This is a genomic window from Streptomyces pluripotens (assembly GCF_000802245.2).
GTDB lineage: Bacteria > Actinomycetota > Actinomycetes > Streptomycetales > Streptomycetaceae > Streptomyces > Streptomyces pluripotens.
On the sequence record NZ_CP021080.1, the window covers coordinates 3,919,369 to 3,939,367 of the forward strand.

The window sequence follows — 19,999 nt, forward strand, 5'->3', positions numbered from 1 at the left end:
ACGCCGCCCGGCCCCACCGATGCTGCGGGTTTCCCCAAGGTGAAGGTCAACGACGTTCCGCTCCACCCCGTTTGGCGGAGAACTGTCCTGGAAGGATGCGCGGGCTCGGGCACCAAGGTGCGCACGCCGCGCGAGCGCCTGCGGGTGGTCCGCTCGCGGTACCGTTCCCGCTCCCGTACCGGCACGGGGGAGCGAGGCAGAGCCGACGCCTGGGATGCGCACAGTCAGGCGCGCGTCCCTGCTCCTGAAGCGATCGCCGAGCGCCACGCCATCGGCCCCGGGGACCTCTGCGTCACTACGCAGTACGCGTTCCTCGCCGACGGGCAACCCGTCCAGCTTTCCGAATCCTGGGAGCCCATGGCCATCACGGACGGAACGCCGATCGTGCTGCCCGAGATGGGCCCCTCGCGGGAAAGGGAGTGGCCGAGCGAGTGCGCTCCATCGGCGTGGTCATCGAGACCGTCGTCGAATTCCCGCGCCCGGCTCGTGCCAGCGTCACGCCGACGGCTGGGTGAGTTTGGCGGCCACGGCGTCGAGGACCCAGTCCAGGCCGGTCGTGAAGGAAGCCTCGGCGTCCACGTCCGTGCCGTCGTGTACGACTTTGGCCAGCGCCGGGAAACGACCCGTGGCCAACATTCTCGTCACGTGTGGGCCGGAGGCCCGCTGCCAGTCGCGCTTGGACAGGCCCGTGGTGCGCTCGGCCCGCAGGTTCGCGATCTCGCGCCTGATCGCGCCGATGGAGTAGGCGCTGACCGTCTCCACGGCGCGCATGACGGTGTCGACATCGGCGAGGCCGTTGAGGGCAGCCAGCGTGGCCTCGGTCACGGCGAGGCCGTTCGGCCCCAGGGCCGGGCGACCGCCGAGAAGGTCGGCCAGCCATGTGTGACGGAGAGCGGCCTGCCTGGTGCGCTGGGCCAGGACGCGCAATGCCTCCCGCCAGTCACCGGGCTGCTCCTCGGGGACGATCTCGGCTTGGACCTCGTCCACCATGAGGTCGTACAGCTCCTCCTTGGTGGAGATGTATCTGTAGAGCCGCATCGGGCCGGCGTCCAGGCGGGCGGCGACCTTGCGCAACGACACCGCCTCCAGCCCGCCCTCGTCGGCCAGCGCGATGGCGGCGGCGACAATCTGCTCCCGGTTGAGCGGCACGGGGCGAGTCGGCGGCTCCGGCCGGTCCCACACGGTCATCGTGTCACCGTACCGTTGCGATGCGACGCATGGAAAAATACAGTGTATCGATATGAGGCACCGTATCGCAGTGGTGGGGAGCGGTCCTGCCGGCCTTACCTTGGCCCGCGTCCTGCACCGCCATGATCACCCTGTCACCGTCCTCGAACGTGATCCCACCCCCGACGCCCGCCCCCCGGGCGGCACGCTTGACCTGCACAAAGGGATGGGCCAGCTCGCGCTGGACAAGGCGGGGCTGCTAGCGGAGTTCCAGGCGCTGTCGCGCCCCGAGGGGCAGGCCACGCGCATCCTGGACGCGGACGGGACCGTCTTGCGTGACTGATCGCACCGAGGAGACGACTTGATCACGGAGTACCAGCAAAAGCTGCGCGAGCGCTACCTCGCCGCCGTCGTCATGTCGGCTCCCGAGCCGTGGCAGCCGGTGCTGGACCGCAGGACTCCCATCGGGGGTCTCCTCGGTATCGGATTCGCGGTCCATCCCGACAATGGCCATGATCTCGTCATGGTCGTGTCCAGCGACGGCCATGGACTCTTCGACGCGGTCACCGGCGAGAAGATCGCCCGCGACCGGGACCCTGACCCCGAAACGAGCACCCCCGACGCCCACCCGGACCTCACCTGCCCCGGGCTCGGCCCCATCGCGGGCGTCCCGGTACACATAGCCGGACTCTTCACCGGCGGTCTGCACAGCACCACGCCGGACGGCTGGACCCTGGACGTCGTCAGCCCAGAGTGGCCCCACGACCGCGTCATCCTCTCCGCCGACGGCGGGTCCCACAAAGGCCCGGCGGGAGGGACGTGGTGGCACGTCTTCCACTCCGAGTACTCAGAACTCCGCGCGGCCGGGTTCTCTCCCTCCGGCCTGACCCTGGCGGTCGCCACCAGCAGTGACCTCACACTCTGGACCCGGCCCGGCCTTCACTTCGACGACTGAGCGGACAGCGGGACAGCAGGCGGGAGGAGGAAAGATGGATCGGGCGGAACTTGCCGTGATGCTGGGCGACCAGACCACGGCCTGCGAACCCGCCAGGGAGGCGCTTCTGGCCGGAGGTGACTTCGTCGTATGGGACGGCCGCGTTCCCAGCCAGCAGCTCGCCGGCATCTACGCGGCTCGCCTCCGACGGGCGAGGAAGCGCGGCACTGAGACTCTCGCCCTGCCGTCCACCGTCGACATCCTCACCCGGCTCGAAGTCGATCAGGTCAAGATCGGCTGCATCTTCTCACCAGACCGGACGTGGGCCTTCATGCTCTTTCTCGCTGACGACGCCAACACAGTCATCGCCTGCACGGGAGTCCGTCAAGCCGCACGGTGACAGTTGTCCTGCTCAGGTGACAACTAGCGTGCTCAGGCTCAACAACCCGGGCGGCGCGATGGCGCACTTTTGCTAGCGGGTGCTTGCAATTGTTAGCGAAGTTGGGGCAAGGTGGAGGCATGGCATCACTGAACGTCGGCAATCTCGGTGAGTATCTGCGCGAACAGCGGCGTAATGCCCAGCTGTCGCTGCGGCAGCTCGCCGATGCCGCCGGGGTGTCCAATCCGTACCTCAGTCAGATCGAGCGCGGGCTGCGCAAGCCCAGCGCGGAGGTGCTCCAGCAGGTCGCCAAGGCCCTGCGCATCTCGGCCGAGACGTTGTACGTCCGCGCCGGGATCCTCGACGCCGAGCGGGACCGGGATGAAGTGGAGACGCGCGCCGTCATCCTCGCCGATCCCTCGCTCAACGAGCGGCAGAAGCAGGTGCTGCTCCAGATCTACGAGTCCTTTCGCAAGGAGAACGGATTCGGGGTCGGCGAGCCCGCCGCGGACGAGGACGGCGACGGAGTGACGGAGGAAGCGCCCGGCGACACCGAAGTGCGCGGCACCCGCACGGCCGACGGAGACGATGCCGGCCCGCGGCGGACGGAGGGGTGACGCAGGCCCTCGAAAACCAGCCACCGGCCGCCCCGCCGCGGACCACACCAACCTCAGCCGAACGTACATCCGGGAGGACCACCACCATGGCCATCACCGACGACCTGCGCAAGACCTTCAGCGACCCGACTCCGCTGTACTTCGCCGCCGGCACCGCCGATCTCGCATACCAGCAGGCCAAGAAGGTGCCCGCCCTGGTCGAGCAGTTGCGTGCCGATGCGCCGGCCCGTATCGAGGCGGTGCGCAACACCGACCCGAAGGACGTACAGGAGAAGGCCGCCACCCGGGCCAGGGAGGCGCAGGAGATTCTCCAGACCAAGGTCAACGAGTTCTTCGGTGTCCTCGATGGAGACCTCAAGAAGTTCGGCGAGACCGCCCAGGACCTCGCACTGCGTGGGGTCGGCGTCGCCGCCGAGTACGCCGTCAAGGCCCGTGAGACCTACGAGAAGGTGGCCGAGCACGGTGAGCAGGCCGTGAAGACCTGGCGCGGCGAGGCCGCCGAGGAGATCGAGGACCTGGCCATCGTCGTTGAGGGCGCGCCCGAACCGGTCCAGGACGACGTCGAGTCGAAGCCGGCCGGGGCGCAGACCGAGCCCGCCGCCGAGAAGAAGCCCGTGGCGAAGAAGGCGCCGGCCCCGCGCAAGACCACCACCGCGAAGAAGACGACCCCGCCGGCCAAGTGATCACGGCTGACGAAGTGAGCTCGGGCCGGGCACCTTCGGGGGTCCGGCCCGTTCTATGGGTACGGTGGCTGTACGGACGATTCGACACAGGTGGTGGGCATTGTGCTGATGACGGCATTCGGCGGCCTTATGTGGCTGATCTTCACCGCCATGCTGGCGCTCGCCGTGGTGGCTTTCGTGGTGGCCGCGCTGTACCGCGAGGACGCCTACCGTGCCGCGGGCAAGCAGAGCAAGGGCTTCTGGCTGATCATCCTGGGTGTCACGGTTGCCGTGAACCTGCTCGTTCCGATGCTGTTCCTGCAGCTCGCCGGCCTGGTCGCCACGATCGTCTTCTTCGTCGACGTTCGTCCCGCGCTCCAGCACGTCGGTGGCGGTCGCGGCTGGGGGCGCCGCCGCGGCGGAAGCAGCAGCGACGGTCCCTACGGGCCGTACAACGGTGGCCGTTAGCAGCGCCCGCCGGAGATCTGGCGAGCGGGCCGCTCCTCCTACGCCATCCGGTCCAAGCCGCTCCTCCTACGCCATCCGGTCCAACAGGACGACCGCCACGTCGTCAGTGAGCTCACCGCCGTTGAGGTCGCGGACCTCGTGCACCGCCGCCCGCAGCAGATTCTCGCCGCGTAGGCCCTCGGTCAGCTGGCGGCGGATCATCTCCAGCATGCCGTCCTGGCCGAGTCGCTCCCCGCCCGCGCCGACCCGGCCTTCGATCAGGCCGTCGGTGTAGAGCATCAGGCTCCATTCGGCGCCCAGCTCCACCTGCATGCGCGGCCATCGGGCTCCCGACAGCAGGCCGAGGGCGGGACCGTTGTTGTCGTACGGCAGCAGCCGGGCAGGTCGACCAGGGCGGAAGACCAGCGGGGCGGGGTGACCAGCCAGGCACAGGCCCGCACGGCGGCCGTCGGGGGCGATGTCCACGGTGCACAGCGTCGCGAAGATCTCCTCGTCGGCGCGTTCGTGCTCCAGCACCTGCTGCAGCGTGTCCAGCAGTTCGTCACCGCACAGTCCGGCCAGGGTCAGCGCCCGCCAGGCGATGCGCAACTCCACACCGAGCGCGGCTTCGTCCGGGCCGTGGCCGCAGACATCGCCGATCATGGCGTGCACCGTGCCGTCGGGGGTGCGCACAGCATCGTAGAAGTCGCCGCCCAGCAGGGCCCGGGAACGGCCGGGGCGGTAGCGGGCGGCGAAGCGCAGCGAGGAGCCCTCCAGCAGCGGGGTGGGGAGCAAGCCGCGTTCCAGCCTGCGGTTCTCCTGCGCGCGTAGCCTGCCTTCGGCGAGCCGCCGCTCGGCCGAGTCGGATCGTTTCCGTTCCACCGCGTAACGGATGGCGCGGCTGAGCAGGCGACCGTCCAGTTCGTCCCGGAAGAGGTAATCCTGGGCGCCGACGCGCACGGCCTCGGCGCCGCGTTCGGCGTCCCCTGAGGCGGTCAGCACGAGCACGGCGTGTCGGGGCGCGAGCTGCAGTACGTGCCGGAGCACGGCCAGCTCGTCATCGGCGTCGCGGCCCCCCGGCGCCGGGAGCGCGAGGTCCAACAGGATGCAGTGGACGTCGTCGGTGAGCAGTCGTTCGGCTTCGGTGAGGTTGCGGGCGGTGCGCACGCGGATCGGCTTGCCGGCTGAGTCCAGCAGTTCCGGCACGATCGGCGAGTTGGCCGGATCGTCCTCGATCAGCAGCAGGGTGAGAGTGGTGCCGGTGCCACTGGTGGGCATGGCGTCGCGCCGGGCCTCTTCCATGAAGGGACCGCCGACTGCGGAGGCGGCCTGCGCCTGACCACTCTCCACGGCCGGGATCGCTCTCTGCCGCGGTACGGGTACGGGCATCGTCCTGGGTTCCTTCCCTCCCCCCGACCTTCCCTCCCCCAAGGGCACGGCGGTGACGAGGGACCTCGACCCACCGACGGGTGACCATAGCGGCAGTGGCCACCCCGATGGAATGGTGTGAGCCGCGTCGCTCCCACGCAGGACCCCGTCATATGCCGCGTTCCGTAACGCAGTTGGACAGGACGACACCCTCTTGGGGATGACAAAGCTCACGTCCTGGCCGGGTTTGGGTGGGGGTTGGGCATGCAATGGGTCACATGACCCATATCACCAGGGGTGCGGCGGGCGTGGCCGGCAGCCAGCTTCACCCGCCCGGCCGTACGACCCCCAGGATCGGCATCGAGCCTGCGCCCGCGATCGTCACCGTCCGTCCGGGGCGCGGGGCGTGGATGATCGCGCCATCGCCCACGTACATCGCGACATGGCTGGCGTCGTCGAAGTAGATGATCAGATCGCCGGGACGCATGTCCTTGACGCTGACGTGTTTGAGCTGTTTCCACTGCTCTTGCGAGGTGCGCGGGATGGGGTGTCCAGCCGCCGCCCAGGCCTGTGAGGTCAGTCCCGAGCAGTCGAAGGAGTTCGGCCCCTCGGCACCCCAGACATACGGCTTTCCCAGCTGGGCGGTGGCGTACTGCACCGCCTTCTTCCCCTGTGCGGACGCCTTGCCGTCGATCTTCTTGAGGACACCGGTGTCAAGCCAGGCAGTCTGCGCCTTCAGCGCGGCCTGTTCCTCCAGCTTGGCGAGCCGCTCCTTCTCCTTCTTCTCCAGCTTCGACTCAAGCTTCTTGGCGGCGCCGATCTCCTGCTCGATCTTCTTCTTGGCGGCGGCCTTGTTCTTGCGGTTGCGTTCCAGCTTCTTCCACTGTTCGGACGCGTCGTCGGCGTACTCCCGCAGCTCCTTCTGGGTGCGGGTCATGTCGTCGAGCAACTTCTTCGTCGCCCGCTGTCCCTCGAGAATCAGCCCGGCGCCGTCGAGGAACTGTCCCGGGTCGTTGCTGAGCAGGAACTGGGCGGTGGGAGGCAGTCCGCCGGTGCGGTACTGGGCCCGGGCTGCCGCGCCCGCCTGGTCCTTGAGCCTGTCCAGCTTCCGTCGGCCCTCGACGATCTTCTTCGCCAGGGCGACGATCTCGGCGGACTGGTCGTTCGCCTTCTCCTCGGCCGCGTTGTAGGCGTCGGTGGCGACGGCCGCGTCGTGGTAGAGCTTGTCGAGTTTCTCCCGGACCTGCTCAAGATCCTTGTTGGGCGGGGGAGTTTGTTGCGCTGGACCGGGCAAAACGGGTGAACCAGGCGAATCGGTCGGGCCTGTCGGGCTCGTCGAGTCGGCCGGCGAGCCGCTTGTTGTCGGCGCGGGTACGGACGCGGAAGCCGCGAACGCCGTACCCGGTACCGCGAGTGCGGTCACCGCGCAGACCACGGTCAGGGCCGCCGTGAGCAGGCCGCGCTCGCCCGAGCCCATACCTCTCCCCCCAACTGATTTACCGTCAGTAACTTGTGGTGCCTGAGGGATCGTGCCACGGCCGCGCACAAAGCGACAGAGGTCGTCGGAAGCCGGATTCCCCCCCGATGACCGCCGGGAGCGACGATCTCTCCGCCGATGTGACGAACGACGCACGCCGTTCGTTCCGTCTCCGGAGCCGTGATGCGTTCGGGACTGGAGTGGCGTGGTCTTCGGGGTCCCGGCCGAGGCGTTCCGGGTCTGGCGGGCGGGGTGTTCGGGATGAGGGGGGGAGTTCAGGAGCGGGGAGCCAACGCCTCCCACGTCACGGTCACTTCGCCCTGGCGCCAGCGGGACGGGGAGTCCGTCACCGGCCAGTCGGCCGCCAGGTCCCGTACCGCGCGCAGCCAGCGCTGGCGGGTGCCGTAGGAGGCGTAGGGCGCGGCAGCGGCCCAGGCGCGGTCGAAGTCGCCGAGGAAGGTGTGCACCGGCTCGCCGGGGACGTTCCGGTGGATCAGCGCCTTCGGCAGGCGCTCGGCGAGGTCGGAGGGCCGGTCCAGGGAGCCCAGACGGGTGGCGAAGGTGACCGTGCGCGGCCCCTCCGGGCCGAGCGCCACCCATACGTGCCGTCGGCCGATCTCGTCGCAGGTCCCCTCGACCAGGAGTCCGCCGTGCGAGGCGCCGCCCGCCGGGGAGAGGCGTGCGCACAACCGCTGCCAGACATCGCTGACCTCGGTCTCGTCGTACTGCCGCAGTACGTTGGCGGCTCGGATGAGCACCGGGCGGCCGGGTACGGGGACCTCGAAGCCCCCGTGCCGGAAGGTCAATCCCACCCGTTCGTACGGCCGGGCGGCGGCCACCCGGTCCGGTTCGATCTCGATGCCGACCACGCGTGCGCGCGGAGTCACGGTGCGTAGCCGGTCGAGGAGTTCGACGGCGGTCCAGGGCGCGGCGCCGTAGCCGAGGTCGATCGCCACCGGGTCCGCGGCGCGGCGGAGTTCGGCGCCGTGCGTGGCCGCGATCCAGCGGTCCATGCGGCGCAGCCGGTTGGGGTTGGTCGTCCCGCGTGTCACCGTTCCCACGGGGCGGGTCGTCGCGCGGGCTGTCATGGCTACGAGGGTAGGCGGGTGTCCCGGTCGCCAGCACCAGGCTCCGGGTGCCGGACGCCCGGTGGACCCCCGCCCGGCCCGCCCGACCGGGCGGGGGGAGTCGGGGCGGCCGGTGCGGGCGTGCTGTCCGTGCCTGGCGGGCGGAGGGCTCGGCGGGGTGCGCGCCCGCGGGGTACTCCGCCGAACGACTGATCGACGAAGGGTAATGATTGGGTAAAGGTGCTTGGTCGGGAAATGCCGGGCCCCCCGCTCGCTGTTGCACTCCCTCGGAGGGCGGGGGACGCCCCTCCGGCAGGCTTGCCGCAGCGAGGAGGAACGCCACGTGAGCCAGTACGTCAGCAGGCTCGGGCGCCACTCTTCGCCGGTCGGCCCCCGGCTCCGGCTGCACCGCAGGCCACGCAGGGTCGCCATGCTCTCCGTGCACACCTCCCCACTCCATCAGCCCGGCACGGGTGACGCCGGAGGCATGAACGTCTACATCGTGGAGCTGGCCCAGCGGCTCGCCGCGATCAACATCGAGGTCGAGATCTTCACCCGGGCCACGGCCGGCGGACTTCCCCCCGCCGTCGAACTGGCCCCCGGTGTCCTCGTCCGGCACATCGACGCGGGCCCCTACGAGGGCCTCGCCAAGGAGGAGCTCCCGGCCCAGCTGTGTGCCTTCACCCACGGCGTGATGCAGGCCTGGGCCGGTCATCGTCCCGGTCACTACGACCTCGTCCACTCCCACTACTGGCTCTCCGGTCACGTCGGCTGGCTCGCCGCCCAGCGCTGGGGTGTGCCTCTGGTGCACGCCATGCACACCATGGCCAAGGTCAAGAACGCCAATCTGGCCGACGGCGACACCCCCGAGCCCCCGGCCCGCGTCATCGGTGAAACCCAGATCGTGGCCGCCGCCGACCGGCTGATCGCCAACACGGCCGAGGAGGGCGACGAACTCGTCCGGCACTACGCGGCCGACCCGGCCAAGGTCGCCGTCGTCCATCCCGGCGTGAACCTGAACCGTTTCCGCCCCGCTGACGGCCGGGCCGCCGCCCGTGCCCGTCTCGGCCTGCCACAGGACGCCCTGATCCCCCTCTTCGCGGGGCGCATCCAGCCACTGAAGGCTCCGGACGTGCTGCTGCGGGCGGTGGCCGTCCTGCTCGACGGGCATCCTGAGTTGCGCTCCCGCGTCCTGGTACCCGTCGTCGGCGGCCCCAGCGGCAGCGGGTTGGCCAAGCCCGAGGGGCTGCAGAAGCTCGCCGCCCGGCTCGGCATCGCGGACGTCGTGCGGTTCCGGCCACCGGTCGGTCAGGAACAGCTCGCGGACTGGTTCCGGGCCGCGTCCGTCCTCGTCATGCCGTCCTACAGCGAGTCCTTCGGCCTGGTCGCCATAGAGGCGCAGGCCGCGGGCACTCCGGTGCTCGCGGCCTCCGTGGGCGGCCTGCCGGTGGCCGTTCGCGACGGTGACACCGGCTTCCTCGTGGACGGCCACGACCCCGCCGACTACGCACGCGTGCTGCGCCGCTTCGCCGACGAGCCATCTCTGCCGGTGCGCATGGGCCGGTCCGCCGCCCGGCACGCCCAGTCCTTCGGTTGGGACACGGCCGCCGCCGCCACCGCCGACGTCTACACGGCCGCGGCCCAGTCCCACCGCCGTCGCGTACGCTCCCACCATGGGTGATGTCGAGAAGGCCGGGCAGGTCCTGGAGGCCGTCCTCAAGGACGCCGAGCTGGAGTGGGAGTGTCCCAAGCCCGGAAGCTACGTGGTCAGGCTCCCCGGTACCCGAAAGCTCTCGACGACGGTCTCCTTCCTCGTCGGCCGGCACTCCGTCTCGCTCAACGCCTTCGTCATCCGTCACCCCGATGAGAACGAGGCGGGTGTCCACCGCTGGCTCCTGGAGCGCAACCTCAAGCTCTACGGGGTGAGTTACGCGGTCGACCACCTGGGCGACGTGTACGTCACCGCCCGCCTCCCCCTCGCCTGTGTCACCACCGACGAGATCGACCGCCTGCTCGGTCAGGTCCTGGAGGCGGCCGACGGTGCCTTCAACACCCTTCTGGAACTGGGCTTTGCCTCCTCGATCCGCAAGGAGTACGCCTGGCGGGTGTCGCGTGGCGAATCCACCCGGAACCTGGAGGCGTTCATGCATCTGATCGAGCGTCCGACGGACTGACCCGACTCTTCTCGACTGGGCGGCGCCCCCGGAGAGTTCGGTCGGCGTGCGCCCCCGGACCCGCGTACCTGGGGTGACGGGGCGACGTGGTAAGCGCCACTGAACACCCCCACCAGATAGGTGGGTTGGGGGTTCGGTGGGCGCGCGGCCAGCGCCGGGCAAGAGACCGCGGGCGAGCCACGGCTCCAGCAGCTCCCGCAACCGGGCGTCGGGTACCACCGTCCGGGGCACAGCTCGCCCCGGACGGTGGTACCCGACGCGGTGGATGAACCCGCAGCTGCTGCGGGGCGAGGGCCGCCCGGCCTGCCGCCTCCTTCGCGGTGCGGCTGGCCGGCCGCACCGCGGCGGACTTCCGTCAGCCGAACATGCCGGGCTGGTAGTCACCGGCGGGCTGCCGGACGATGACGTTGACCCGGTTGTAGGCGTTGATGAGAGCGATGAGGCCCACCAAGGCGGCGAGTTGGGCCTCGTGGTAGTGCCTGGCGGCCTCCTCCCAGGCCTCATCCGTGACCCCGCCGGCCGCATCGGCGATGCGGGTGCCCTGCTCCGTGAGCTCCAGGGCGGCCCGCTCGGCCTCGGTGAACACCGTGGTCTCCCGCCAGGCCGCGACCAGGTTGAGCCGGGTCGCGCTCTCCCCTGCGGCGGCGGCGTCCTTGCTGTGCATGTCGGTGCAGAACCCGCAGCCGTTGATCTGGCTGGCGCGCAGTTTCACCAGTTCCTGCGTCGCGGGCGGCAGAGTGGAGCCGGTGAGCGCCTTGCCCGCCGAGTTGATGTGCTTCATGAAGGCGCCGCTGAGGGGGCTGGCGATCAGGTTCATACGAGCGTCCAATGTGTGCTCCGGTGTGGTCGCGGTTGGCTACACCCCACTGACGGAACGGCTCGGCGAACTGTGACACGACCCGCGTATGACGCGAGTCACTCGGCAGTCTCAGGCGGCCCGACCTTGCTCCGGCGCGGGCTTCGAGGGCCGCGGCCGGTGCGCCGGACTCGACGGGCTCTCCTCCGGTAGCCGTCGCATGAGCACCCCGTACCCGGCCCCGGCCACCGTGCCCACTGCGGCGCACGTCCCCCACAGCCACTGCGCGCCGAACCGGTCGATGACGGTGCCGGACACCAGTGGCGCGACCAGCGCGGCGACGGACCAGGACAGGGTGTACACGCCCTGGTAGCGCCCGCGCCCGTGCACCGGTGACAGCCGGACGACGAGCCCGGTCTGGGTCGGCGCGTTGACGATCTCGGCGAGGGTCCACACGCACACGGTGAGCATGAAGACGCCGACCGATCCGGCGATGGCGGTGAGCCCGAAGCCGTAGCCCGCGAGCAACGAGGAGACGACCAGGAGCGTGCGCGGGTCGCGGTGCTCGATGAACCGGGTGACGGGGATCTGCAGGGCGACGATCAGGATGCCGTTGACGGAGATGGCCAGGCCGTAGTCCGCGGGCGAGAAACCGGCCCGCCCCATGGCCACCGGAAGTCCGACCGAGCCCTGCTGGAAAACCAGGGCGGCGAGGAAAGACAACCCCACGACGGCCATGTACCGCCCGTCGCGCAGCACGGTCTTGAGGCTGACGTCGCCACTCCCGTCCCTGACCCGGACCGTGGGCCGTGATTCCGGCACCTTGAGGAAGACGACGAGCGCACAGGCCACGGTCATCCCGGCCTCGATCAGGAACCCGGCGAGATAGCTGAACTCGGCGATGAACCCGGCGGCCATGGAGGAGACGGCGAAGCCGAGGTTGATGGCCCAGTAGTTGAGGGAGAAGGCCCGCACCCGGTCCTCGGGCCGGACGATGTCGGCCATCATCGCCTGCACGGCCGGCCGGGAGGCGTTGGAGGCCATGCCGACGAGGAAGGCGACGCCGGCGATGGCGCCCGGGTCCGTCATGAACCCGAGCAGCGCGACGGAGCCTGCGGTGGCGCTCTGGGCGAGGAGCAAGGTCGGCCGCCGTCCCAGCCGGTCGGCCATCACCCCGCCGCCGAGCGAAGAGACGACCCCGCCGAGCCCGTGCAGCGAGGCGACGAGACCGGCGTACGAGGCGGAGTACCCACGGTCGAGCGTGAGGTAGAGGGCCATGAAGGTGGCCACGAACGCGCCCAACCGGTTGACCAGGGTGCTGGTCCACAACCACCAGAACTCACGGGGCAGCCCGGAGACGCTTTCCCGGGTGGCGCGTCTGAGACGGACGGCGGCGGACATGACGGGACCCCCTGGGACGTACGCGCCTCAGCGCGACACTGTAAGTAGTCAAAATGGCAGGCACAACTTACAGATGGGGTCCGACGGCGGCCACTCGTTTAACAGACGCCGCCACCCGTCCACCCACTGACCGGCCCGGGCAAGGGTCCGAATCCGTGGATTACGCTCTCTTCCATGGCCGACGCACCGTACAAGCTGATCCTCCTCCGCCACGGCGAGAGCGAGTGGAACGCGAAGAACCTGTTCACCGGCTGGGTGGACGTCAACCTCAACGAGAAGGGTGAGAAGGAGGCGGTCCGCGGCGGTGAGCTGCTCAAGGACGCCGGCCTGCTGCCCGACGTGGTCCACACGTCCCTCCAGAAGCGTGCGATCCGCACCGCCCAGCTCGGGCTGGAGGCCGCCGACCGCCACTGGATCCCGGTCCACCGCAGCTGGCGTCTGAACGAGCGCCACTACGGCGCCCTGCAGGGTAAGGACAAGGCGGCGACCCTGGCCGAGTTCGGTGAGGAGCAGTTCATGCTCTGGCGCCGCTCCTACGACACCCCGCCGCCCCCGCTCTCGGACGACTCCGAGTTCTCCCAGGCGCACGACGCCCGCTACGCCTCCATCCCCCCGGAGCTGCGGCCGAGGACCGAGTGCCTCAAGGACGTCGTCTTCCGTATGCTCCCGTACTGGTACGACGCCATCGTCCCCGACCTCATGACCGGTCGCACGGTCCTGGTCGCGGCCCACGGCAACAGCCTGCGTGCCCTGGTCAAGCACCTGGACGGCATCTCCGACGCCGACATCGCGGGCCTGAACATCCCGACGGGCATCCCGCTCTTCTACGAGCTCGACGCCGACTTCAAGCCGGTCACGCCCGGCGGCACGTACCTCGACCCGGAGGCGGCTGCGGCAGCGATCGAGGCGGTCAAGAACCAGGGCAAGAAGAAGTAAGCGTATGGATCAAGCCCCCTGCCTGCTGTTTTCCCGCAGGAAGGGGGCTTGATGCTGGCCTGGGGCCGTCTTTGGGCCGTCGGGCGTGAGAGGCCCCGGCCGGGCCGCGTCGAAGACCACGGCCACGGCCTTGCAGATCCGATCCCGGCTCGCCGGCATGAGGCGCGCGTACACGCGGGTGCCAGGCCGGGGTCCGAGCATGGCCGCCGGCGCCGAGGCAGTTCCAGCCCCAAGCCGCTCCGCCGACCCCGGTGGTGGACATCACGACGCTGTTATCGCCCGCCCTCGCCGGAAGAGCGGCGGCTGCGACCGGATCCGCCAACGGTTTCGTGGGCGCCGCCCCCCTGGGAGGCCGCGTGGTGATTCAGCACCTTCATGATCTCCGAGGCCAGCGCGTCTGCCAGTGCGGGCGCGAGAGACTCTGCCAGTGCGGTCGCGAGGGTCTGCGCGAGCAGCACCCTTTCCACTTCCGAGGATCGGGAGGGCGGCTTGGAAAGGAACGCCACGGCCGCTTCCATCAGGGCTCCCGCCATCGGGTCCTTTCCATGCTTGATGCCGGTGCCGGTATGGGGGATTCCGGCATCGCGCACGATTTCCTCGAAGATCTCGTCGACGAAGGTCTCCAAGGGATCCCGTTCCGATTTTTCGCCGGACTCAGCTGCCATTGTGTTTCCTCAGGTCTTCGGTTGCCGTACGGGACCTGCCCCCCGATGTCGGCGACTGCCGGGATCGGAGGGCAGAGTGTCGCTATTTCCTGTCAGCGGCGCATGAGTGCGGCGAGGAGGAGGGGGTGCTGGATCAGCGGTTCGCCGCGTTCCTCGCGGCGGCGGCGCATGAGTGCGGCGAGGAGCAGTGGGTGCTCGATGATCGACTCGTCGTTGCTCTCCTCGCGGCGGCGCATGAGTGCGGCGAGGAGGAGGGGGTGCTGGATCAGCGGTTCGCCGCGTTCCTCGCGGCGGCGGCGCATGAGTGCGGCGAGGAGCAGCGGGTGCTCGATGATCGACTCCTCGTCACGTTCCTCGCGGCGGTGGCGCATGAGTGCGGCGAGGAGCAGTGGGTGCTCGATGATCGACTCGTCGTTGCTCTCCTCGCGGCGGCGCGCGAGTGCGGCCAGGAGGAGCGGGTGCTCGATGATCGGTTCCTCGCCGCGCTCCTCACGCCGGGCCAGCAAGGCCGCCAGCAGAAGCGGTCCGAAGGCGGATTCCTCGCCGAACTCTTCCTGGCCTACTGCGCCCTTTTCGCGAGTGGGAGTCTCCGTCGCTGCCGTCATTGTTTCCTCTTTCTCTGACGCATGACTCGGCGGAGTGCTTGGCCGACACAGGCCGGCCTCGCGCTCCGCCCCTTCAGCGCCATCGTCACGGTGCCCGACGCCGACCGCATTTCGATCATGCTGCATATGGCCGCAGAATGTGCCAGACCCCTTGCGAGCCGACAGCAGGACCTGGTGTTGTGCCGGCCCCCCGTACGGGTGCGAGACCCACGGCAGCCGTCGGGCGGGCAGACGCACGGTCCGACCGGCCGTGTGACGGTGTCCGGCGTCGGGCGGGCTCCGGCGAGCGGTCAGGCGGACGGGATGATCGCTCGCACGGTCCGACCGGCCGTGTGACGGTGTCCGGCGTCGGGCGGGCTCCGGCGAGCGGTCAGGCGGGATGATCGCCCGGGTGACAGCCGAGAGCCCCGGGGCCGGCCGGGACGCCTTCCAAAGGCCGTGGCATCGTCTCAGGGCGGCCGGGTCGCGCGGCGGAGTACGTCGCCGGCGGACGGGAGCGCCTCAGCACGTCGGCGCGATGTCCACGGAGCGCTTGCGGGGATGCCCCGCAGAGGAGTCCGGTAGGGCGCGCTCAGACTGACAGAGGTACCGGGTGTACCTCGTCCGCACGGTGCCCGGCGCGCTCATGGATGCGCTGGACGGCCTCGGCCGAGGGAGCCTCGGAGAGGCAGTAGACGACGCCGGACTCCGGGTCCGCCCATGCCTTCTCGAAGTGCACGCCCTCTTCTTCCTCGATGGCGAGGTCGGCACCGTGCGCCTGCTTCAGCTGGTCGGCCGTAATGCCTTTCATTCCGTGGTGGACGTCCATGAACCTGCCCATGGCTCCACACCTCCTTCTCACCTGCCTATGTCCATGGTGCGCCTGGCGTCCGGCGGTGGCATCCGGTACGGGAAGGGCCGGTGCGAATCGGGTGCACACCGGCCCTTGCCCCGGACGGCCGTAGCGTCAGCCGCACTGGCAGGGGTTGCCCGACTGGCAGCCGCAACCGCAGCCGGAGCCGCAGCCGCACGCGCCGAACAGCGGAAGGCTCCTGATCTCGGCGGGCTGCTCGGTCTGGCGCTCTTGCGTGGGGTCGGGTGTGGTGCTGCTGGTGCTGGGGGATTCGGCCATGGGTCCCTCCTAGACGCGGGGGCAGGGGTGCCCTCGCCCATTCCATGCCCGCTCCGCTGGGCGCATCAACGGCGCACGGAGGCGCCCACACGCCCGTACGCCCGTTCCGGTCCCTCGTCCGCAGGCCGTCCGCGGGCTCCCGGCGGTGCTACGGGCCCTCGACGCCGGTCACCGGCTGGATGTCCGGCTGCAGCTCGTCCGCGTGCTCACCCGTGACCAGGTAGACGACGCGCTTGGCGACGGCCACCGCGTGATCGGCGTAGCGCTCGTAGTAACGGCCGAGCAGGGTGACGTCCACGGCCGTCTCGATGCCGTGCTTCCAGCGGTCGTCGATCAAGTGCTGGAAGAGGGTGCGGTGCAGGAGGTCCATCTCGTCGTCGTCCTGCTCCAGCTGCAGCGCGAGGTCGACGTCCTTCGTCACGATCACCTCGGCGGCCTTCGCCATCAGACGTTGCGCGAGCTGGCCCATCTCCAGGATGGTGGCATGCAGATCCTGCGGGACGGCTCGCTGGGGGAAGCGCAGCCGGGCCAGCTTGGCCACGTGCTGGGCGAGGTCGCCGGAGCGCTCCAGATCGGCGGACATGCGCAGTGACGTGACCACGATCCTGAGGTCGGTCGCCACCGGTTGCTGGCGTGCCAGCAGGGCTATCGCCCGGGCCTCCAGGTCGTGCTGGAGCTCGTCGACCTTCTGGTCCGCCTCGATGACGCTTTCGGCCAGCTTGAGGTCGGCGTCCAGGATGGCGGTCGTGGCGCGCCCGATCGCCGATCCGACCAGCCGGGCCATCTCCACCAGTCCGTCGCCGATCGAGTCAAGTTCCTCGTGGTACGCGTCCCGCATCAGGGTTCCCTCTCCTACGTGTGCTTCGGGGGCTCCGGGGGCCGTGACACCTCGCGCCCGGCACGGACCGGCGGTGCGAACCCCACGCTCCCCACGCTCCCACGTTCTGCCACCTACGCGTCGGCTTCTGCCACCACAAATGAATCAACACTGGCTCCTAGGTGAACTCTGAGCGACGAGTGTCCGAGGTCGCACCCCGACGGCTGTGGTCATGTCGTGGCCCGTGCCTAACCTGGAGGCATGGACGTGAACGCGGCGGTCGCCGCAGCGGCAGCGATCGCCGGGGTGCTCACCGGTGTCATCGCCATGCTGGCGTTCCGCTGGAGCGAACGCGACCAGAGGCGACCGACCAGGACTTCCCTGCACACCGACCCGGTGCTCCCGCCCGGCGTGGACACCGTGCTGTCGGTGCTGCGCTCCTCGGCCGTCGTCCTCGACGAGGCCGACGCCGTGGTCAAGGCCAGCTCCGCAGCCTATGCCCTGGGGCTGGTGCGCGGCGGCAAGCTCGCCATCGAGCCCATGCTGCAGATGACCAGGGACACGAGGAGGGACGGCGAGATACGCCAGGTCGAGTTGGATCTGCCCCGGCGCGGCACTGGACGCGGCGAGGCCCTCGCCGTATCGGCGCGCGTGGCCCCGCTCGGTTCCCGCCTGGTCCTGCTGCTGGTCGAGGACCTGACCGAGGCCCGCAGGATCGAGGCCGTACGACGCGACTTCGTGGCGAACGTCAGCCATGAGCTGAAGACGCCCGTCGGCGCGCTGTCCCTCCTGTCCGAGGCGGTCATGGACGCCTCCGACGATCCCGAGGCCGTCGAGCGCTTCGCCGGCCGGATGCAGATCGAGGCGACCCGTCTGACCAACCTGGTCCAGGAGCTGATCGACCTCTCCCGGGTGCAGAACGACGACCCGCTGGAGGACGCCGAGCCGGTCGGTGTGGACGAACTGGTCGCCGAGGCCATCGACCGCTGCCGGCACCAGGCGGGGACGAAGCAGATCACCATGGCCTCCGGTGGCACGGCCGGACTGCACGTCTGGGGGAACCGGGGCCAGCTGGCCGCCGCCCTGGGCAATCTGGTCGAGAACGCCGTGAACTACTCTCCGGCCCGCACCCGGGTCGGTATCGCTGCCCGGCGGGTGTCCGCGCCCGGCGGCGATCTGATCGAGGTCGCCGTGACCGACCAGGGCATCGGCATCTCCGACAAGGACAAGGAGCGCATCTTCGAGCGCTTCTACCGCGTCGATCCGGCCCGCTCCCGGGCCACCGGCGGCACCGGTCTGGGTCTCGCGATCGTCAAACACGTGGTCGCCTCGCACGGCGGGGAGGTCACGGTCTGGAGCGCCGAAGGTCAGGGCTCCACCTTCACCCTCAGGCTGCCGGAGGCGGGCGCGGCCCGCGACCGCGCGCAACAGCACCCCGACCTCGACGACGAGGCGGGCACCCCCGACTCATCCCCGTACGAACCGCTTCCCGCCCCGGAGGTCCTTCCGTGACCCGAGTGCTCGTCGTCGAGGACGAGGAGTCCTTCTCCGACGCCCTGTCGTACATGCTCCGCAAAGAGGGCTTCGAGGTCGCCGTGGCGGCGACCGGCCCGGACGGACTCGACGAGTTCGAGCGCAATGGCGCCGACCTCGTCCTGCTCGACCTGATGCTGCCGGGTCTGCCCGGCACCGAGGTCTGCCGTCAACTGCGCGGCCGTTCCAATGTCCCCGTGATCATGGTGACCGCGAAGGACAGCGAGATCGACAAGGTGGTCGGCCTGGAAATAGGAGCCGACGACTACGTCACCAAGCCGTTCTCCTCCCGTGAACTGGTCGCCCGGATCCGCGCGGTGCTGCGCCGTCGCGGCGAGCCGGAGGAGGTCACCCCGGCCGCTCTGGAGGCGGGACCGGTCCGTATGGACGTCGACCGCCATGTGGTGACGGTGGCCGGCTCCAAGGTCGACCTTCCCCTCAAGGAGTTCGACCTGCTGGAGATGCTCCTGCGCAACGCCGGGCGCGTCCTCACCCGCATGCAGCTCATCGACCGCGTCTGGGGCGCCGACTACGTGGGCGACACCAAGACTCTCGACGTCCATGTCAAGCGCCTGCGCGCCAAGATCGAGCCGGACCCGGGTGCACCGCGCTACCTGGTGACGGTCCGCGGTCTGGGCTACAAGTTCGAGCCGTAGGCCGGGCAGGGCTCCTGGTGCCGCGACAGCCGCGGCGCCAGCCACGCCGAAGGGCGGCACCCCGGACCGGGGTGCCGCCCTTCGGCGTGGCTGCGGTGCGACCGCTCAGTTGCCGGCAGCCGACTGCGAGGCCGAGTCGCTCGGGGTGGCGGCCGTTTCGGAAGCCGTGGACGAGGGGGTCGCGGTGCTGCCCTTCGCCGGCTTGCTGCTGCTGGACGCGGTCGCGCCCGGGGCGCCGGAGGTGGTGGCGGGGGCGGACGGGATCTCGCTCGGGCCCCACTCGCCGAAGTAGCTGGTGGCCGGGACGACGAAGGCGCGCAGGCTCACGTCACCGGTCTTGCTGAAGGTGAAGGTGACTTTCTGGGCGTTGCCGTCCTGGACCGCTTCACGACCGCTGCTCACCATGGCGGAGGCGTTGCCCTTGCCGCCGATGACCAGGGAGCCGTGCGCCGGGACGGTCAGGGTCTGACCCTTGGCCGGCGTCAGCTTGACGGCCTCGCTGGTGCCCGGGATCGTGAGCGACTGCAGCGTCTGGTCCTTGCCGCCCACGTTGAACAGGGTCGCCGAGACCACGGCCGGACCCGTCGAGTTCAGGTCGGGCTGCGTGATGATCGTGGCGTTCTGGATCTTGATGTCGCCCACACTGGTCGCCGCGTTGTCCGGCTTGATCTGCAGGGTCTGGGCGTTGTTGCCGGCGCCACAGGCGGCGAGCGAGGCGATCGAGAAGACGATGGCGGAGGCGGCGAGGGCGCCGCGTCGAAGGCTGCTGCTCACGGCGGCGGCAACTCCTTGAACGCACGGGCGGCTTCCTTGTAAAGCCACCCTAAATGTCTGTCGGCGACCTTAGGTTACCGAGCCGTTCCCGCGCGGCCGCACCCGACCCTCCCCCGAGTGCCGGGCGTCCCTCCGGGCGGGGGTACCCCGGCCGCCACAGGTGACCCGCCGGTCACATTCCGCGGCGGCTGGTCCGTCATTCACATAACACGGCAGCGCCCCCCTCTCGGGCCCCGACCAAGGCTCGGGTAACTCGGCTCTTGCCATCACCCGGAAGGCGTCTCGCAACACTGCGGCAACATCGCTCACGGGATTTCTGCGAAGGAATGCGCGGGAGCCCCGATATTGAACGCGGGCCACCCCCGCCGGCCATCGTTGATCAATTTCGGATTCGTCTCACATCCATCTCGGGT

Annotated in this window: 22 protein-coding genes and 2 pseudogenes; 12 read left to right on the plus strand and 12 right to left on the minus strand. The window is 69.9% G+C overall.

What is annotated here, in order from left to right; genetic code table 11:
- Positions 1-84 precede the first annotated feature (84 nt).
- Positions 85-494, plus strand: a pseudogene (locus LK06_RS35300) (GntR family transcriptional regulator); the annotation flags it as partial.
- Position 495: 1 nt separating this feature from the next.
- On the opposite strand, the gene LK06_RS17745 reads toward LK06_RS35300, so the two are convergent.
- Entirely contained in the window at positions 496-1,188 is a 693-nt protein-coding gene (locus LK06_RS17745) for a TetR/AcrR family transcriptional regulator (RefSeq protein ID WP_043433937.1), read from the minus strand.
- Positions 1,189-1,240: 52 nt separating this feature from the next.
- Between LK06_RS17745 and LK06_RS17750 the strand changes: the two are divergent.
- The 6 genes and pseudogenes from LK06_RS17750 to LK06_RS17775 form a co-directional block, all read left to right on the plus strand.
- Positions 1,241-1,507: pseudogene (locus tag LK06_RS17750) on the plus strand (FAD-dependent oxidoreductase); the annotation flags it as partial.
- Between the two features lie 21 nt (positions 1,508-1,528).
- The gene (locus tag LK06_RS17755) at positions 1,529-2,122 is read left to right on the plus strand and encodes a hypothetical protein (protein WP_039654721.1); all 594 of its coding nucleotides are present in this window, start codon (positions 1,529-1,531) and stop codon (positions 2,120-2,122) included.
- Between the two features lie 34 nt (positions 2,123-2,156).
- The gene (locus tag LK06_RS17760) at positions 2,157-2,501 is read left to right on the plus strand and encodes a hypothetical protein (protein ID WP_039654722.1); all 345 of its coding nucleotides are present in this window, start codon (positions 2,157-2,159) and stop codon (positions 2,499-2,501) included.
- Between the two features lie 119 nt (positions 2,502-2,620).
- On the plus strand, positions 2,621-3,097 hold the full coding sequence (locus tag LK06_RS17765) for a helix-turn-helix domain-containing protein (RefSeq protein ID WP_039654723.1): 477 nt from the start codon (positions 2,621-2,623) through the stop codon (positions 3,095-3,097).
- A gap of 86 nt (positions 3,098-3,183) precedes the next feature.
- The gene (locus tag LK06_RS17770) at positions 3,184-3,780 is read left to right on the plus strand and encodes a hypothetical protein (RefSeq protein WP_039654724.1); all 597 of its coding nucleotides are present in this window, start codon (positions 3,184-3,186) and stop codon (positions 3,778-3,780) included.
- 102 nt (positions 3,781-3,882) lie between these two features.
- A complete protein-coding gene (locus tag LK06_RS17775) occupies positions 3,883-4,227 on the plus strand; it encodes a DUF2516 family protein (RefSeq protein ID WP_039654821.1) in 345 nt (114 codons plus the stop codon).
- A 66-nt stretch (positions 4,228-4,293) separates the two neighbouring features.
- Here LK06_RS17775 and LK06_RS17780 read toward each other — a convergent pair whose 3' ends face one another.
- From LK06_RS17780 to LK06_RS17790, 3 genes are all read right to left on the minus strand, one after another.
- Entirely contained in the window at positions 4,294-5,595 is a 1,302-nt protein-coding gene (locus LK06_RS17780) for a PP2C family protein-serine/threonine phosphatase (RefSeq protein ID WP_039654725.1), read from the minus strand.
- Between the two features lie 304 nt (positions 5,596-5,899).
- On the minus strand, positions 5,900-7,051 hold the full coding sequence (locus LK06_RS17785) for a C40 family peptidase (protein WP_043405031.1): 1,152 nt from the start codon (positions 7,049-7,051) through the stop codon (positions 5,900-5,902).
- A 275-nt stretch (positions 7,052-7,326) separates the two neighbouring features.
- Complete coding sequence (locus LK06_RS17790; RefSeq protein WP_078858918.1) at positions 7,327-8,139, minus strand: class I SAM-dependent methyltransferase; 813 nt, start codon at positions 8,137-8,139, stop codon at positions 7,327-7,329.
- 322 nt (positions 8,140-8,461) lie between these two features.
- Here LK06_RS17790 and mshA point away from each other — a divergent pair, with 322 nt between their 5' ends.
- Together mshA and LK06_RS17800 are read left to right on the plus strand one after the other, a co-directional pair.
- Positions 8,462-9,799: a D-inositol-3-phosphate glycosyltransferase gene (gene mshA / locus LK06_RS17795; protein WP_039654728.1), complete on the plus strand. Its 1,338-nt coding sequence runs from the start codon at positions 8,462-8,464 to the stop codon at positions 9,797-9,799.
- Entirely contained in the window at positions 9,792-10,292 is a 501-nt protein-coding gene (locus LK06_RS17800) for a type III secretion system chaperone family protein (RefSeq protein ID WP_039654729.1), read from the plus strand. Before mshA ends, LK06_RS17800 begins: the two co-directional genes overlap by 8 nt.
- A 355-nt stretch (positions 10,293-10,647) precedes the next feature.
- On the opposite strand, the gene LK06_RS17805 is transcribed toward LK06_RS17800, so the two are convergent.
- Positions 10,648-11,121 carry a carboxymuconolactone decarboxylase family protein gene (locus LK06_RS17805; protein ID WP_043433933.1) on the minus strand — a complete coding sequence of 158 codons (474 nt, stop codon included), beginning with the start codon at positions 11,119-11,121 and terminating at the stop codon, positions 10,648-10,650.
- 99 nt (positions 11,122-11,220) lie between these two features.
- Complete coding sequence (locus LK06_RS17810; RefSeq protein ID WP_039654731.1) at positions 11,221-12,489, minus strand: MDR family MFS transporter; 1,269 nt, start codon at positions 12,487-12,489, stop codon at positions 11,221-11,223.
- A gap of 174 nt (positions 12,490-12,663) precedes the next feature.
- Here LK06_RS17810 and LK06_RS17815 point away from each other — a divergent pair, with 174 nt between their 5' ends.
- A complete protein-coding gene (locus LK06_RS17815) occupies positions 12,664-13,425 on the plus strand; it encodes a phosphoglyceromutase (protein ID WP_039654732.1) in 762 nt (253 codons plus the stop codon).
- Between the two features lie 272 nt (positions 13,426-13,697).
- Here the strand turns inward: LK06_RS17815 and LK06_RS17820 are convergent, their stop codons facing one another.
- The 5 genes from LK06_RS17820 to phoU form a co-directional block, all read right to left on the minus strand.
- Positions 13,698-14,090, minus strand: coding sequence for a hypothetical protein (locus LK06_RS17820; RefSeq protein ID WP_039654733.1), 393 nt, complete (start codon positions 14,088-14,090; stop codon positions 13,698-13,700).
- 92 nt (positions 14,091-14,182) lie between these two features.
- The gene (locus tag LK06_RS17825; RefSeq protein WP_043405019.1) at positions 14,183-14,695 is read right to left on the minus strand and encodes a hypothetical protein; all 513 of its coding nucleotides are present in this window, start codon (positions 14,693-14,695) and stop codon (positions 14,183-14,185) included.
- 571 nt (positions 14,696-15,266) lie between these two features.
- The gene (locus LK06_RS17830) at positions 15,267-15,515 is read right to left on the minus strand and encodes an SCO4226 family nickel-binding protein (protein WP_039654736.1); all 249 of its coding nucleotides are present in this window, start codon (positions 15,513-15,515) and stop codon (positions 15,267-15,269) included.
- Between the two features lie 126 nt (positions 15,516-15,641).
- Positions 15,642-15,806: a hypothetical protein gene (locus LK06_RS32675; RefSeq protein WP_107068009.1), complete on the minus strand. Its 165-nt coding sequence runs from the start codon at positions 15,804-15,806 to the stop codon at positions 15,642-15,644.
- 148 nt (positions 15,807-15,954) lie between these two features.
- A complete protein-coding gene (gene phoU / locus LK06_RS17835) occupies positions 15,955-16,644 on the minus strand; it encodes a phosphate signaling complex protein PhoU (protein WP_039654737.1) in 690 nt (229 codons plus the stop codon).
- Between the two features lie 240 nt (positions 16,645-16,884).
- Here phoU and phoR point away from each other — a divergent pair, with 240 nt between their 5' ends.
- Both phoR and phoP read left to right on the plus strand, forming a co-directional pair.
- Complete coding sequence (phoR, locus tag LK06_RS17840) at positions 16,885-18,135, plus strand: two-component system sensor histidine kinase PhoR (RefSeq protein WP_039654738.1); 1,251 nt, start codon at positions 16,885-16,887, stop codon at positions 18,133-18,135.
- 5 nt (positions 18,136-18,140) lie between these two features.
- On the plus strand, positions 18,141-18,812 hold the full coding sequence (gene phoP / locus LK06_RS17845; protein ID WP_466437636.1) for a two-component system response regulator PhoP: 672 nt from the start codon (positions 18,141-18,143) through the stop codon (positions 18,810-18,812).
- A gap of 105 nt (positions 18,813-18,917) precedes the next feature.
- Here the strand turns inward: phoP and LK06_RS17850 are convergent, their stop codons facing one another.
- The gene (locus LK06_RS17850) at positions 18,918-19,586 is read right to left on the minus strand and encodes a copper chaperone PCu(A)C domain-containing protein (RefSeq protein WP_039654739.1); all 669 of its coding nucleotides are present in this window, start codon (positions 19,584-19,586) and stop codon (positions 18,918-18,920) included.
- Between the last annotated feature and the right edge of the window lie 413 nt (positions 19,587-19,999).

What these genes read in the sequence shown, in the direction of transcription:
- LK06_RS17745 (WP_043433937.1), bottom strand. Translation starts at nt 1,188, where the DNA reads ATGACCGTGTGGGACCGGCCGGAGCCGCCGACTCGCCCCGTGCCGCTC.
- LK06_RS17760 (WP_039654722.1), top strand. Translation starts at nt 2,157, where the DNA reads ATGGATCGGGCGGAACTTGCCGTGATGCTGGGCGACCAGACCACGGCC.
- LK06_RS17765 (WP_039654723.1), top strand. Translation starts at nt 2,621, where the DNA reads ATGGCATCACTGAACGTCGGCAATCTCGGTGAGTATCTGCGCGAACAG.
- LK06_RS17770 (WP_039654724.1), top strand. Translation starts at nt 3,184, where the DNA reads ATGGCCATCACCGACGACCTGCGCAAGACCTTCAGCGACCCGACTCCG.
- LK06_RS17780 (WP_039654725.1), bottom strand. Translation starts at nt 5,595, where the DNA reads ATGCCCGTACCCGTACCGCGGCAGAGAGCGATCCCGGCCGTGGAGAGT.
- LK06_RS17785 (WP_043405031.1), bottom strand. Translation starts at nt 7,051, where the DNA reads ATGGGCTCGGGCGAGCGCGGCCTGCTCACGGCGGCCCTGACCGTGGTC.
- LK06_RS17790 (WP_078858918.1), bottom strand. Translation starts at nt 8,139, where the DNA reads ATGACAGCCCGCGCGACGACCCGCCCCGTGGGAACGGTGACACGCGGG.
- LK06_RS17800 (WP_039654729.1), top strand. Translation starts at nt 9,792, where the DNA reads ATGGGTGATGTCGAGAAGGCCGGGCAGGTCCTGGAGGCCGTCCTCAAG.
- LK06_RS17810 (WP_039654731.1), bottom strand. Translation starts at nt 12,489, where the DNA reads ATGTCCGCCGCCGTCCGTCTCAGACGCGCCACCCGGGAAAGCGTCTCC.
- LK06_RS17815 (WP_039654732.1), top strand. Translation starts at nt 12,664, where the DNA reads ATGGCCGACGCACCGTACAAGCTGATCCTCCTCCGCCACGGCGAGAGC.
- LK06_RS17820 (WP_039654733.1), bottom strand. Translation starts at nt 14,090, where the DNA reads ATGGCAGCTGAGTCCGGCGAAAAATCGGAACGGGATCCCTTGGAGACC.
- LK06_RS17825 (WP_043405019.1), bottom strand. Translation starts at nt 14,695, where the DNA reads ATGACGGCAGCGACGGAGACTCCCACTCGCGAAAAGGGCGCAGTAGGC.
- LK06_RS17830 (WP_039654736.1), bottom strand. Translation starts at nt 15,515, where the DNA reads ATGGGCAGGTTCATGGACGTCCACCACGGAATGAAAGGCATTACGGCC.
- LK06_RS32675 (WP_107068009.1), bottom strand. Translation starts at nt 15,806, where the DNA reads ATGGCCGAATCCCCCAGCACCAGCAGCACCACACCCGACCCCACGCAA.
- phoU (WP_039654737.1), bottom strand. Translation starts at nt 16,644, where the DNA reads ATGCGGGACGCGTACCACGAGGAACTTGACTCGATCGGCGACGGACTG.
- phoR (WP_039654738.1), top strand. Translation starts at nt 16,885, where the DNA reads ATGGACGTGAACGCGGCGGTCGCCGCAGCGGCAGCGATCGCCGGGGTG.